Below are 14012 nucleotides of genomic sequence, written 5' to 3'. Positions count from 1 at the left end.
CCCGTCTTTATTAAACTTGCCGCATCCGGACATTGTCAGATTTTTTGATGCTATGCGCCGAATTTATCTGCTGTTCTTTATACAGCGGTTTTCTTACACTATTCACGTAATAAATCACGTAATAAATAAGCTGAATCACAATAACAAGGTTTACTATGCAAAAAGTTCTCGTTCTGAAATCCAGTATTCTTGCGGACTACTCTCACACCAACAAAATGGCGGATTATTTTATCGGACAATGGCGGAAAAATCATGCAGATGATGCGATCACTGTCCGTGACCTGAGTGCTGAGCCGGTGCCGGTTCTGGATAATGAAATTGTTTCCGGCATGCATGCACCAGCAGGCGGAACCTTAACACAGCGCCAGCTGTCTGCAAATGCGTTACAGACTGAACTGATTGATGAGCTTTTTGCACACGACGTTATCGTATTCACCGCGCCAATGTATAACTTCACCGTACCGACACAAATGAAAACCTATCTGGATTTCATCGCCTCTGCCGGTAAAACGTTCCGTTATACCGAAAACGGTGCCGAAGGTCTGGTGAAAGGTAAGCGCGCGATTGTCCTGACTGCGCGCGGCGGCTTCCACCGCGATCTGACTTCTGATCTGATTGTGCCGTTTATGAAACAGTTCCTGGGTTTTATCGGTATCAGCGATATTGAGTTTATTTATGCCGAGGGTGTCTCGATGGGTGAGGATTTTGCCGAAAAAGCACAGCAGAATGCCCGTCAGTGTGTTGAAGCACTTTCCGCATAACCGGATAACAACATAAAAACAGGCTGTATCATCATTAATCATCCTTGTTCCGCGCCGGGTCATCCGGCGCTTTTTTTTACATCCGTTACTCTTTCTTCAGCCATTTACCGTTGATACCAAGCACATATTCGCCCTGCGGCGCACGGGCCACCAGTTTCTGACCGGCGATTTTTGCCACTTCTTCAGCCTTCATCCGGTTAGTTTGTGCCAGCTCTGTGTATTTTTGTGTCCGTGCCGTATTAATCTCTTTCACCAGACCACTGACATCCTGCCGTGACGACGCCTGCTCCACTGCTGCGATATAACCGCTGAATGTTTCCCCCACCAGCCCCTGCTGTTTGGCTTCATCCAGTGTCAGCGCAAACGCTGAGGTGCTGATCAGTAATGTCAGTGCGGCCAGCCCGCCGTTAATGAATTTACGCATTATTCACCTCAAAATATCGCTGAGTTATTTTTCAGCAAATCTTCAACCTGACGGTCAATTTTAACATTAATTTCATGTTCAATTTTGACGTTCATATTGATATCGATGGGTTTATCCGGTGTCGCAACCTCCACCCGGAGACACCCGTTAAGTGCGATAATCATCAGCGGTAATACCGCACCTGCTATCCATTTTTTCATTCTGACTCCGTCGGATATGACTCCTGATTCTGTGAAATACTCTTTTCCAGCCAGGCTTCCAGATTGCTGCCGAAACGCAGACTGCGCCATAGCTGAAACACATTTTCCTCATGCCGGTAATTCAGGTTTACCGCCCGCCGCGCATCCAGTACCGGATTATACCCGGAAACCACCGATGACATTGTCAGGACCCCCAGGTTGGTCAGATTAACATCCGTCCGCACCCGTTTCATCACCAGATAATCCAGCCAGTTAATGGCGGTGCCTGCTGAAAGATTGTTTTCACTGACCGATTCAACAAACTGATTATCCAGATTGAGGGTTAGCGGTTCGTCGTTTTCCACCCAGCCGTTATGCACAATCCACTGCGGATTATCAATATAAAACGGCAATTCCCCGCTGATACTGCCTTCAAGGGAAAACTGTGTCACCTTCAGGGTATTGATCAGCGGCCCGGTATTCAGTTTATCCAGCTTTATCACCGCTGCGGTTTTCTGCGGAATAGTCAGCGACGGCATAGTGACCTGCCCGCCCAGCACATCCAGACTGACACCGGACAGTTCCAGCGGATAGGCATCATCGTACGGATAATAACCCTGAAGATCCGCTTTAATACCGGTCACTTCAAACAGGTTATTCACCCGCGCAATACGCAGCATCACCGGGGTTTTGCTGCCGAGCTGCCAGCGGCTGTCCGCCAGACGCCACGGCAGTACAAAATCAACACCATCCACTTCGCCGTCTTTCAGCCACATCCCCGCCTGTTTGACCACCCAGTGCCCGCCGGCCACAAAACCCTGCCCCGGTGCGGCGGAATACGCTGCCTGGGCATAGAAAACGCCGTTACGCAGAGTGATCCCCAGATCAGCCGGGATCAGCGTCTGAAATGCCCGCATATCCTGTTCCGGCCAGCGTGCCTCACCGCGCAGACGGACACCGTCCCAGCGGCTCCAATACTGTATCGGCCCGATATTTTTTCCGGCTGACAGTGTTCCTTTAACTGAAAAATCGCGGGGATCACGGCCATCCAGCGCCATATCGAAAGTGGCAGACGGCAGATAACTGCTGTCCACGCGGATTTTACGCGTGGTCAGCTGTACTTTGCCCGACAGTTTCTGTTTCCCCTCTGTCCGGGTCCAGACCAGCGGGGACAACAGTGTCAGCGCCGGCGTATCCATCGACATCATACCGTAGCGGATACCGCTGAATCCCGTATTCAGCTTTCTGATACGGATTTCCTCGTCCAGCCAGGAGCCCGCACCGGAGAATGTCCAGTCCGCATTCAGCGGTTTCATCCGGCCTTTTCCCCAGATTTGCCAGTACCAGCGCCCGCTGTCCGGCAGAAATTCCCGCGCCTGGCCTTTCATCTGAAAACGGTAGCGTCCCAGTTCCGGATTATTTACCGTCACAATAGCATCCAGCGGCCCGGAGATCCCTTTCTGTGACAACGAGGTTCCCGCCAGCGGCAGGCGCAGCTCTTCCACCAGAAAATCCGGGCTGAGCTGCCCGCGCGCCCGTACCAGAGCCCCGGAACGTAACCGGATCACCGGATCGGCGATCGTACCGGTCAGTACTGCCGGAACACGCCCGGCCGCCCACATATCATTATGATTGACCCGCCCGGCCAGTTCGAAAGGAACCGTAAACTCAGCCAGCGGCAGCGGTGTTTCCGGTAATTGCAGTACCATCGTGCCTTTACCGCGTGCACCCTGCGTGGTGACCGCAATCCGGGCACTCAGCCGCATATCTGCCGGTGGCGCCAGCCAGTTTTTCAGCTCCGCGCTGAGCGTTCCCCGCAGCGGTTGTTCCCATTCATCCCAGCGCCACTCTCCGTTTTTAATCAGAAGGCTGTCTGCGGCCGCTTCCCAGGGAATATTCAGCAGCACGGCCTGTGATCCGGCTTCACGCAGCGTCAGCGTACCCTGCCGCCCCTGCCAGTCAAAAGTCACTGCCAGCGGCTGTGGCCGGGCGGTCGTATCAACGGCAGCCTGTAACGTTCCTTTCTCCGGCAGAGAGGCGGTATTCAGCGGCAGTGTCAGCGCGCCGCTGAGCGCAAATTTTTCATCACCGATCACCGCATTTAATTGCGACAGGGTTACATTCAGCTCAGGATCAATCGTCAGTTCTGCCTGAATATTCTCTCCCTGATAACTCAGATGCTGCCCGCGTCCGGGTGTGGTTGTCAGGCTCAGTTTCCCCTGATACGCCTGCCAGGGAGCCGGAATGACTTTACCGGCGGTCAGTGTCACCGGTGGTAATTGCGACAGCAGAGCGCCAATATCAACCGGTGTGCTGTTTGTTTCTTCCGGCACAGAAGGTAATTTCTGAATACAGTCCGCATCACTGGTTACTGAACCGGCATCAATCAGCCAGCGGCCGCCGCGCTGATAATGAAGCGACAGATTTTCTCCGCCGGCCAGCCTGCACGTATTACTGCCGATAGCTGCTTCTTCTATATAGAGACCGCCTGCACGAATTTTTGGCTGAGAAAGTGACAGCGTCACACCGTCCGGTAACGAGGACTTCACCACGGCGGGCAGCCAGCGCGGAATGGTCAGCCAGGCGGCAGAGAGGATAATGACCAGCAGAACAAGCAGTACCACCAGCACTTTCAGTAATTTTTTCATAGACCTCAGAGGTGCAGTTCTCCGGTTACAGTGACATCAACTAAGCGTTATACTGTAGTCAGTAAATTTCAACCCTTTCTGAACACAGGTTCACCCTATTTTGTCAGGGCTATCCGGTTTAGTGTAGCGATTTATTTTAGCAGAGGAACTCCGATGAAAATCGTCAGTTACAGTACCAAGCATTACGACAGCAAACATATGGATTTGATTAATCAGGATCCGCGCTTTCAGTATGATATCGAATATTTCGATTTCCCGCTGACACAACAGACAGCAAAAAACGCCGTGGGCGCTGATGCGGTCTGTATTTTTGTCAATGATGATGCGAACCGGGAAGTATTACAGGAACTGGCAGATCTCAATATCAGAATCCTCGCACTGCGCTGTGCCGGCTTTAATAACGTGGATTTGGCGGCCGCTCAGGAGCTGGGGATACAGGTTGTCCGCGTACCCGCCTATTCTCCGGAAGCCGTGGCAGAGCACGCCGTCGGGATGATGCTGAGTCTGAACCGCCGTATTCACCGTGCATATCAGCGTACCCGTGATGCCAACTTTTCTCTCGAAGGCCTGACCGGCTTTAATATGCATAACCGTACCGCCGGTGTGGTCGGCACCGGAAAAATCGGGCTGGCCGTGCTGCGGATTTTAAAAGGGTTCGGTATGCGTCTGCTGGTGTCTGATCCTTATCCTAACCAGGCTGCACTGGATCTGGGTGCGGAGTATGTCGATCTGAACACGCTGTTTGCACAGTCTGATGTGATTTCTCTTCATTGTCCGCTGACACCGGAAAATCATCATCTGCTGAATGAAACCGCATTCGCCAAAATGAAAGATGGCGTGATGATCATCAATACCAGCCGCGGTGCGTTAATTGATTCCGCTGCCGCCATTAATGCCCTCAAACAGCAGAAAATTGGTGCGCTGGGCATGGATGTTTATGAAAATGAACGGGATTTATTCTTTGAAGACAAATCAAATGATGTCATTCAGGATGATATCTTCCGCCGCCTCTCCTCCTGCCATAATGTCCTTTTTACCGGTCATCAGGCATTTCTGACGGAAGAAGCGCTGTTGAGCATCAGCGAAACCACGCTGGAAAATATCACCAGCCTCTATAAAGGCGAAACATGTTGTAACGTTGTGTTACAAAATTAGCACCAGATACACAGAACATTACAATTTAATTGCCGGAATTTTATCCTGAATTCCGGCAATTTTTTTACAAAAAAACCAAAAAACATAAACTTATATGAAGTCATTAAGTTTATTCTTGATTTTGATCCTCTCAATTTTTGATGCTAACATCCCCCTCCGTTGTTTGATGAGATTTTCTCAACAATCACGGTAACTGACACACCTTTCATATCTGGTCAGATTCAGGAAGGAATATAGTCAGGATAAAAAAAAGCCCCGGAACGGGGCGGACAGGATATAGATATTGAATAATGTATTCTTATTTTAATGCCTGCATTATAAAACACACTTGATAAACAAATCCTAAATAAAATGAACGCAACGAACAGATACCTTATTTATGATGAGTGGCTATTTGTTACAGTTCCGTTTAATTATATTGATGTAATATTTTAAATATAAAGTAAGCCGCAGCGATCATATACTTTAATTAACTATTAACTATCATTCGTGATGTTATCTGCTGATGTATCCCTCATATTATTAATACGGGATATTTTCTGCCGGTATCGAATACAGAGAGTAAAATTATGTCTATATTAAGTCGTTTAGTTTTAGTAGCAGGTATTGCATTATCTTTTGTTGCACACAGCGAGTCATTACAAGGTCAGCAAGGCGGTACAATCACATTCAACGGACTGCTGACTGAAGCTCCGTGCACCTATCAGATATCAGACAATAACGTAAATGCTGAATGTTACCGCTCCGGTGAAATCAGTAAGTTCAGCAGCCGTCTTCAGGCGGGTAATACGCTCAGTAATGACTTAATTCCGGATAATATCGGTGAGGTTAATGTTACCCCTGTTCCGTCTGATTCAGGAAAACATATCGTTACTGTAAGCTATCGCTGATTCGGCAAAGATATACAACACAGCAAATATAAAAATAACGGGATTGCTGATAATTATATCAACCCGTAAAACAAAAATAATAACTATTGATGAAAATTAAAATCAAACATCTCCGGGTGTTTGATTTTTTCATTTATAACAACCCTCGTTATTCATTCCGCCGTCATCCGCAAAACAATCAGATTCAGCCGGTAGTGCGAATCTCAGTTACGTGATAACGTATCATTTAAATCAAGAAATTTTAATGATACCGGTAAAGGAGATAACCTCACTGATGGATAGTCATCTGACCGCTTTATTGCAGCATCTGAAAACTGCCGGGCAATCCGCCGCCACTGAGCCGCAAGTCACTTTTACCCGTGATGAACTGAATATGCTTATCCGTGCACTCACTGCGCATACCGCAGCACCCGCAGCCTCACTGATTATTACTGACTGTGAGTCCGGTGCCGTCAGTCATGCAATTAATTACGGCTGGAGTGAAGAGGAAAAACAACGGACGGAACAACAAGGCGGACAATATATCCCGTTGTTCCGTCATGATATCAGCGACTGATTTATTCCCCGGCCAGCGCGCGCGGGAACAATAAGTTATTTTCCAGGCTGATGTGTTCCATTAAATCATCAATAAAGGTATTGATACCGTTGTACAGTACCCGCCAGGTCGTACAGGCTTCTTCCGGCGGTGTGACATTGCCGGTGATAAACTTAATGACCTCCACAATATCTCCCGCATCATCGTGTTCTGCTTCCATCACCTGTACCGGCCCTGCCGCCTGCGGCCCCATACCGTTGCAGATCATCGGAAACAGAACCTGCTCCTCTTTCATCATATGGGAAGTCAGTTCATCATGCAGTGCGGTCAGTTGCCGGGCCAGTCCCTTCGGTACGCTGGCTTTGGCCGCATGTACCCGCTCCACTTTTTCAGCCTGTAAAATCAGTTCCGGTAACTGAGCCCGGTGGCGATCGTGATAACGGGTAATAATAAAGGCGATAATGTCGTTCAGCGGGGCTTTCCGCCAGTCCTGCGCCGGTGCTTCATCTTTCAGTGCAAGTAAAGCCTGTTCAATTTCATCAATATTCAGGGATTTTTTCTCTGCCGCTTTTTCCAGGGTGCGTTTGCCCCCGCAACAGAAATCCAGATCATAACGGCGGAACAGTGCTGATGCTCCGTTCACAGACAGAGCCAGTTCACCCAGGGTTTTTTCACGTAATGTCATTTTTATTACCTCAGAATTCAGTCAGAAAACGTGATGATCAGTGCTGCGGCAGCTGACGTAACAGCGAAAAAGCGTCACTGAGTTTCTCTTCCGTTACCGCAAACGCATGCAGATTTCCGGCGCTGTCATGGCCTTTGGCGGTCATCCCGCTGCGGCTGATATCAATGCTCCACTGCAGATCCGGATGATGGAAATCCCCGGCAAGCTGTACCGGCAGATCCGGCGTTTTCACCCGGATAAGCATCGGCGGCAGCGTCAGTTTTCCCTGTCCGCCGGTCAGATTCTTCGCCAGACAGACGGCACTGAGCATAATCGGCTGCAGATACTGCATGACTTTACCATCAATTTCCGCACAGTCGCCGAGGGCATAAATGTCCGGGTCAGATGTCTGTAAGGCACTGTCTGTCACAATACCGCGCCGGACAGTCAGCCCGGCCATCTCTGCCAGTGAGGTACCCGGTTTCAGGCCGGTGGCGGCAATCACCACATCCGCACGGGTTATACAATCATGATCAAAGCGGGCTTCGATGCCGTCTTCCGTTTTTATCAGTGACTGCAATTGTGTTCCGGTCAGCACCCGTACCCCGGAGGCAGACAGGGTATGGCGCAGACGACTGCTGAGCTCTGCCGGCATCAGTGATGATAAAATGCTGGCAGCCATATCGGCCAGAATGACGGTTTTACCGGCCCGGCAGAAATCCATCGCCAGTTCAGTACCGATAAGACCGCTGCCGAGGATCAGTACCCGCTGTGCGCTGCGCAGTTGTGTTTCGTGCTGCTGAAAATCTTCGCGGCTGTTCAGTGTCACCATCAGTTCATTACCGGGCACCGGCGGGCGGCACGGCGTTGCCCCTGTCGCCAGCACCAGCTTGTCATAGTGCCATTGCTGCTGATCACTGCCGATAAGATGCTGTTGTGCATCAATACTGCTTATCCGGGTATGCGGGAACAGCGCCACATTATATTGCTGTGCGAATGCATGTGCTGTTTGCTTTGTCAGATCAGCCGCACATTGATTCTGACTGATCACATGGCTTAAATCCGGTTTGTTATACTCATCGATACTGTCTGCCGCAATCACTGTCAGCGGTACCTCTGTATCGGTTTTACGGATATTTTTTACCAGCTGGCGGGCAGCAAAGCCCCCGCCGATAATCACAATACCTGCACTCATGCCGCCTCCGTCGCCAGGATATCAAACACATCTTTGCCGAGAGAGCATTCCGGACACAGGAAATTATCCGGCACGCAAGACCACGGTGTACCCGGTGCCACATCCTGCATCGGCTCACCTTTTTCCGGATCATAAATCCACTGGCATACGCTGCACTGCATGCACGGTCCCATATCCTGTGAAGTTACATCAGTGACACTGTCACATGGTTTTGTTTCTTCTGTTTCAGCTGTAATTGCTGCCGGTGGCGGTGTGACCGCTTTTGGTGCCGGTGCCGCCGGTCTGCTGACAGCCGGTAATATCCCGGTGGCCCACTGGCGCGCCAGGTCGCGTCCGTACTGACGACACTCTTCCAGTGTATTCAGATCAGGCCGCCATTTTGCTTTCAGTGACATGGTGGTTTCAAAACCGGCATCCATCAGCCGGGTCTGCACACGGTCAACCGCGCCGCCATTCCAGCCGTAACTGCCGAAAGCGGCTGCTTTTTTATTGCGGAACCGCAGACCGGTTAATTCTTCCAGCATGGCCGCAATTTTCGGCATCATGACATTATTCATCGTGGATGAACCCACCAGCGCCCCTTTTGAACGGAAAACACTGGTGATAATGTCATTCTTGTCGCTGCGGGCAACGTTAAAGATTTTCACCGCCACATCCGGGTCCGCTTCATTAATACCCTGAGCAATCGCATCCGCCATCATACGGGTGTTGTTGGACATGGTGTCGTAGAAAATGGTGATACGATCTTCCTGATAATCCGCCGCCCATTTCAGATACCACTCCACGATTTGGGTCGGATTATCACGCCAGACCACGCCGTGTGATGTTGCAATCATATCCACCGGCAACCCGAAACCGAGGATTTCAGTAATTTTCGGTGTCACCAGGCGGCTGAACGGTGTCAGAATGTTGGCATAGTAACGCTGGCACTGTTCAAACAACTCGGTCTGATCCACTTCGTCATTAAACAGGCGCTCATCACAATAGTGCTGACCGAACGCATCATTACTGAACAGGATGGCATCACCGGTCAGGTAGGTCATCATGCTGTCCGGCCAGTGCAGCATCGGGGTTTCAACAAAAATCAGTTGCTTGCCGTTGCCGATATCCAGCGTATCCCCCGTTTTCACCACATTAAAATTCCATTCAGGATGATGATGATGACCGTTAATGGAATCAATGGCATTTTCAGTACAGTAGATCGGCGTATCCGGAATCGCCGCCATCAGCTCGGTTAATGCCCCGGCATGATCTTCCTCCGCATGGTTAATCACAATGTAATCAATATCATTCAGGTCGATTTGTGTCTGTAAATGCTGCACAAACTCACGACTGAATTTGTGGTCAACCGTATCAATCAGGACATTTTTTCCTTCGCGGATCAGATAGCTGTTATAACTGCTGCCGAGCAGGGTTTTATATTCTGTTCCGTGGAAGTCGCGTACTTCCCAGTCACGTTGTCCGACCCAATGCACATTATTTTTTACATGAATAGCCATTTGATATTTACCTTCTGTTTTTATGCTTCGTTACAGAGAGATAATCAATTTGCGTGCCAACTTTTACTGTATTGTTTTATAAGGATTTTAAATTTCAGCACAAAAAATAGCTGTCAAAATGACTATGAAAAAAACTGTCAATATGACATTGTATTGTCTTAATGACAGCGGAGGACAGCATGGGATTTTCAGTCGACGTACTCACCGGCATTGCTATTGCCTTACAGCGGGATATCGGCCATCAGGATCGCTTTCAGCGCCTGGTATCCACACTGCGCCGGGTGCTTAATTGTGATGCGGCCGCACTGTTGCGCTATGAATCACATCAGTTTATTCCGCTGGCGATTGACGGGCTGTCGCCGGATGTTCTCGGCCGTCGTTTCCGGCTGGAAGCGCATCCCCGGCTGGAGGCAATTGCCCGCGCCGGAGATATTGTCCGTTTTCCGGCTGACAGCCACCTGCCCGACCCTTATGACGGGCTGATCCCGGATCATGTCCATCTGAAAGTTCATGCCTGCGCCGGTCTGCCGCTGTTTGCCGGACAAAATCTTATCGGCGCCCTGACACTCGACAGCCTCGCACCGGATCAGTTTGATACGTTCAGTGATGAGGAATTGCGGCTGATTGCCGCCCTGACCGCCGGGGCGCTCAATAATGCCCTGCTGATAGGCCAGCTTGAGGCTCAGCAACTGGCTTTCAGTTCCTCCGCCGGGCTGGCGGCCGGTAAAACCGGCGGGCAAACCGATATTATCGGCCTGTCGCCCTGCATGATGCAGTTAAAGAAAGAGATCGCTATTGTGGCCGGTGCTGATATGAATGTGCTGGTCAGCGGCGAAACCGGTACCGGTAAAGAGCTGGTGGTGCAGTCCATTCACGAATTATCCGCCCGCCGTGATCACCCGCTGGTTTATCTTAACTGTGCGGCCCTGCCGGAAACCGTCGCGGAAAGTGAGCTGTTCGGTCATGTCAAAGGCGCATTTACCGGGGCTATCAGCAACCGCAGCGGGAAATTTGAAATGGCGGATAACGGTACGCTGTTTCTGGATGAAATCGGTGAGTTGTCACCGGCTTTGCAGGCCAAACTGCTGCGGGTATTACAGTACGGTGATATCCAGCGGGTTGGCGATGACCGGCCGCTGCGGGTGAATGTCCGCGTGCTGGCGGCCACTAACCGGGATTTGCGGGCAGAAGTCGCAGCCGGTCATTTCCGGGCTGACCTCTTCCACCGGCTCAGTATCTTCCCGTTACAGGTACCGCCGCTGCGGGAGCGCCATGAGGACATTCTGCTGCTGACCGGCTATTTCTGCGAACGCTACCGTCAGACATTCGGTCTGCCGCAGGTGGTGATAAGCCCGGCGCTGCGTCTGGCGCTGCTGCACTACCACTGGCCGGGTAATGTGCGGGAGCTGGAGCATGCCGTGCACCGCGCCATTGTTCTGGCACGGGCCACCGGCAGCAGTGATGAGCTGCTGTTGCAGCCTCATCATTTTTCACCGGAGGAAACCGCTGAACCGGCTGTCAGCCATCAGCTTTCCGCGGAAGAAGCCGATCAGGATCTGCGCAGTGCCACCGATACCTTTCAGGCGGGACTCATCCGCACAGCCCTTGCCCGCAGTGACGGCAGCTGGGCAGCCGCAGCCCGCAGTCTCGGGATTGATGCCGGAAATCTGCACCGGCTGGCAAAACGTCTGGGGCTGAAATAATCCCCGGACGGGACTTTTTGACAAATGTCATAGGGTCAGCCGCATTTTCTGCACTATGTTATGCCCTTAAATGAAAATGATAACCATTCTATTTAAGAGGTCAGGGATAATGCAGAACAGACTCACCCGCCGCAGGCTGACACACTGCCTCGCGCTCTCACTCACTGCCGGTGTCACCGCTGCGGCAGCGGCACCCGCACCGGACACCATTGTTGTCACCGCCGGAAAACAAAGCCGTCTCGCACCGGATGCCGCTCAGGAACGAGAGAAACTGGAAAATGTCGCGGGCGGCACCAACCTGATTATGGTCGAAAAAGATACCCGCCTGGCCACACTGCATGATGCGCTGGATTATCAGCCCGGTGTGCTGGTACAGAATTTCTTCGGCGGTATCGACCAGCCGCGTCTGAATATCCGCGGCTCCGGGGTGCAAAGTGCGCCGCTGGCACGCGGTATTTTACTGATGCAGGACGGATTGCCGGTCACCGATGCTGACGGCAGTTTCCATATCAGCACACTGGAAATGCGGGATGCACGGATGATCAGCGTCCGGCGCGGTGCAAACAGCCTTAATCCGCAGAGTAACAGCCTGGGCGGTGAGCTGGATCTGATCTCCTATACCGGCCGCGACGAAGGCGGACGTTTGCGCTATGAATACGGATCGCATGGCCGTGAGGGCTTACAAACCGCATTCGGCGGCGTATCGGATGACGGTCGTTTCGACGGGCGTATCAATTTCACTTACGACCATTTTGACGGTTATCGTAAACATTCCTCATCACAACGCAAAACGGTACGCGGTAACTTTGGTTATACCGGCGATAATTTTGAAAACCGCACTTCTCTGAACTGGACAGATCTGCGTTTTGATGTCGCAGGCCCGGTTTCCGAAGCGGTGCTCGACAGTGATCCGACTGAAGTTTACCCGATGGTCTGGCTGCGCGATCCGCACCGTAATGTGGAGCAGTTCCGTGCGGCCAACCGTTCTGACTGGCAGATTGATAATCAGCGCATCAGTGCCGGTGTCTGGTATATCCGCACCCATGATAATTTCACCACCCCGGCCTATTACCGTTTCAGTCAGAGCCACAGCGAAGGGATGCAACTGAGCTGGCAGATGGAAACCGAGCCGGTTTCCTGGCGGACAGCACTGGCAGCCGATCATATGAGTCTGGAAACGGATCTGATGCAGAACCGGCGCGGCACACCGATGGATAAAACGCCAATCGGGAAATTTGACGGCAAAGCAGACAATATCTATGCCTCTGCCGGTGCCGGTATTCATCTGACACCGGATCTGACACTGAATCTGGATCTCAAAGCCACACATGCCCGGCGTGATACCGAAAAACGGAACAGTTCCGTTTCACTGGATCAGAGCTGGACATTCTGGACACCGAAAGCCGGTGTTATCTGGCGTCCGGCTGATAATCAGCGCTGGTTTGCCAACGTCAGCGCCAGTCAGGAACCTGCGACGTTCCATGAAATTATTAACTCCTCAGACGGTCGTCTGACAAAACTGAACCCGCAGAAAGGCGTCACTTTCGAAATCGGCGGCGATGGTGATTTTACTGAACAACTGAAATGGAATGTGGCGCTCTACCGCAGTTTCATTAAGGATGAATACATCACAACCTATGATTCAGACGGTAATATCACCGGGGTCTTTAACTATGCCGCCAAAACCCGCCATCAGGGGCTGGAAGCCGGTATTAACGGCGTGATCCCGGCCGGTCCGGGAGATGTGGAATATAAACTGGCCTGGACCTGGAATGATTTCCGCTTTATGGGCGGTGAATATAACGGCAACTATATCGCCGGTATTCCGCGTAATATTGTCTCGGCGGAAGTGCTGTACCGAATCGGCGACTGGCGTTTCGGCCCGAATATTCACTGGGCACCGACCGACATGGCTGTCGATCACGAAAACCACCTTGAGATTCAGAAACGCAAACACTATGCCGTGCTCGGTCTGCGGGGCACTTACCAGCCTGCGGATAACTGGTCACTCTATATGTCGATGGATAACCTGACTAACGAGCACTACGCCACCACGTCAGTGGCGAACCGTTCGGTCACAGCCAAAGACAGTACGCTGTTCCCGGGAATGGGATTCAGTGTCAACGGCGGTATTACGTATAATTTCTGATCACATAATATAAAAAATCCCCGCCCTGCGGGGATTTCAGGCCGTTGACAACCCCGCAAGGGTTGGCGACGACCGACAGAGGTTGTAAAAATAAACCAGGAAAATCAATTTATTGATTTTCGGCTGATAACACAAAGCAGGAAAAACCACGTTTTATCCTGCTTTGCCTGCAATCTCAAATCCCCGCCCGGAAATCCGGACGGGGATTTT

Annotated in this window: 12 protein-coding genes; 6 read left to right on the top strand and 6 right to left on the bottom strand. The window is 51.3% G+C overall.

Annotated features, from left to right (window positions below; translation table 11 throughout):
- Positions 1 to 155 precede the first annotated feature (155 nt).
- Positions 156 to 761, top strand: coding sequence for an FMN-dependent NADH-azoreductase (locus tag AAZR23_RS05100; protein WP_046892156.1), 606 nt, complete (start codon positions 156 to 158; stop codon positions 759 to 761).
- 85 nt (positions 762 to 846) lie between these two features.
- On the opposite strand, the gene AAZR23_RS05095 is transcribed toward AAZR23_RS05100, so the two are convergent.
- From AAZR23_RS05095 to AAZR23_RS05085, 3 genes are read right to left on the bottom strand one after another with little or no spacing between them, the layout of a single operon-like run.
- A complete protein-coding gene (locus AAZR23_RS05095) occupies positions 847 to 1185 on the bottom strand; it encodes a YdbL family protein (protein ID WP_046892157.1) in 339 nt (112 codons plus the stop codon).
- An 8-nt stretch (positions 1186 to 1193) separates the two neighbouring features.
- Positions 1194 to 1385, bottom strand: a complete 192-nt coding sequence (locus AAZR23_RS05090; RefSeq protein ID WP_004237534.1) for a YnbE family lipoprotein — start codon at positions 1383 to 1385, stop codon at positions 1194 to 1196.
- Complete coding sequence (locus AAZR23_RS05085; protein ID WP_434690995.1) at positions 1382 to 4012, bottom strand: YdbH family protein; 2631 nt, start codon at positions 4010 to 4012, stop codon at positions 1382 to 1384. The genes AAZR23_RS05090 and AAZR23_RS05085 overlap by 4 nt, the downstream gene beginning before the upstream one ends.
- A 153-nt stretch (positions 4013 to 4165) precedes the next feature.
- Between AAZR23_RS05085 and AAZR23_RS05080 the strand changes: the two genes are divergently transcribed.
- From AAZR23_RS05080 to AAZR23_RS05070, 3 genes are all read left to right on the top strand, one after another.
- Positions 4166 to 5167 (top strand): 2-hydroxyacid dehydrogenase, encoded by a 1002-nt coding sequence (locus tag AAZR23_RS05080; RefSeq protein WP_046892159.1) that lies wholly within the window; start codon positions 4166 to 4168, stop codon positions 5165 to 5167.
- Positions 5168 to 5736: 569 nt separating this feature from the next.
- Positions 5737 to 6057, top strand: a complete 321-nt coding sequence (locus AAZR23_RS05075; RefSeq protein ID WP_208323159.1) for a hypothetical protein — start codon at positions 5737 to 5739, stop codon at positions 6055 to 6057.
- Between the two features lie 274 nt (positions 6058 to 6331).
- On the top strand, positions 6332 to 6613 hold the full coding sequence (locus AAZR23_RS05070) for a hypothetical protein (RefSeq protein ID WP_434690992.1): 282 nt from the start codon (positions 6332 to 6334) through the stop codon (positions 6611 to 6613).
- Between the two features lies 1 nt (position 6614).
- Here AAZR23_RS05070 and ytfE read toward each other — a convergent pair whose 3' ends face one another.
- The 3 genes from ytfE to norV are packed head-to-tail and all read right to left on the bottom strand — an operon-like array spanning position 6615 to position 9950.
- Positions 6615 to 7277, bottom strand: coding sequence for an iron-sulfur cluster repair protein YtfE (ytfE, locus tag AAZR23_RS05065; protein ID WP_046892160.1), 663 nt, complete (start codon positions 7275 to 7277; stop codon positions 6615 to 6617).
- A 37-nt stretch (positions 7278 to 7314) separates the two neighbouring features.
- Positions 7315 to 8451: an NADH:flavorubredoxin reductase NorW gene (norW, locus tag AAZR23_RS05060; RefSeq protein ID WP_434690989.1), complete on the bottom strand. Its 1137-nt coding sequence runs from the start codon at positions 8449 to 8451 to the stop codon at positions 7315 to 7317.
- Complete coding sequence (norV, locus tag AAZR23_RS05055; RefSeq protein WP_434690986.1) at positions 8448 to 9950, bottom strand: anaerobic nitric oxide reductase flavorubredoxin; 1503 nt, start codon at positions 9948 to 9950, stop codon at positions 8448 to 8450. Before norV ends, norW begins: the two co-directional genes overlap by 4 nt.
- 179 nt (positions 9951 to 10129) lie before the next feature.
- Between norV and norR the strand changes: the two genes are divergently transcribed.
- Positions 10130 to 11653, top strand: a complete 1524-nt coding sequence (gene norR / locus AAZR23_RS05050; protein ID WP_166707745.1) for a nitric oxide reductase transcriptional regulator NorR — start codon at positions 10130 to 10132, stop codon at positions 11651 to 11653.
- 109 nt (positions 11654 to 11762) lie between these two features.
- A complete protein-coding gene (locus AAZR23_RS05045) occupies positions 11763 to 13802 on the top strand; it encodes a TonB-dependent receptor family protein (protein WP_434690983.1) in 2040 nt (679 codons plus the stop codon).
- Positions 13803 to 14012 lie beyond the last annotated feature (210 nt).

Source organism: Morganella sp. Je.2.23, assembly GCF_051129855.1.
In the GTDB taxonomy this organism is placed as follows: domain Bacteria; phylum Pseudomonadota; class Gammaproteobacteria; order Enterobacterales; family Enterobacteriaceae; genus Morganella; species Morganella sibonii.
The sequence above is the reverse complement of the archived record's forward strand: the minus strand, read 5'-3'. Positions and strand labels throughout refer to the sequence as shown.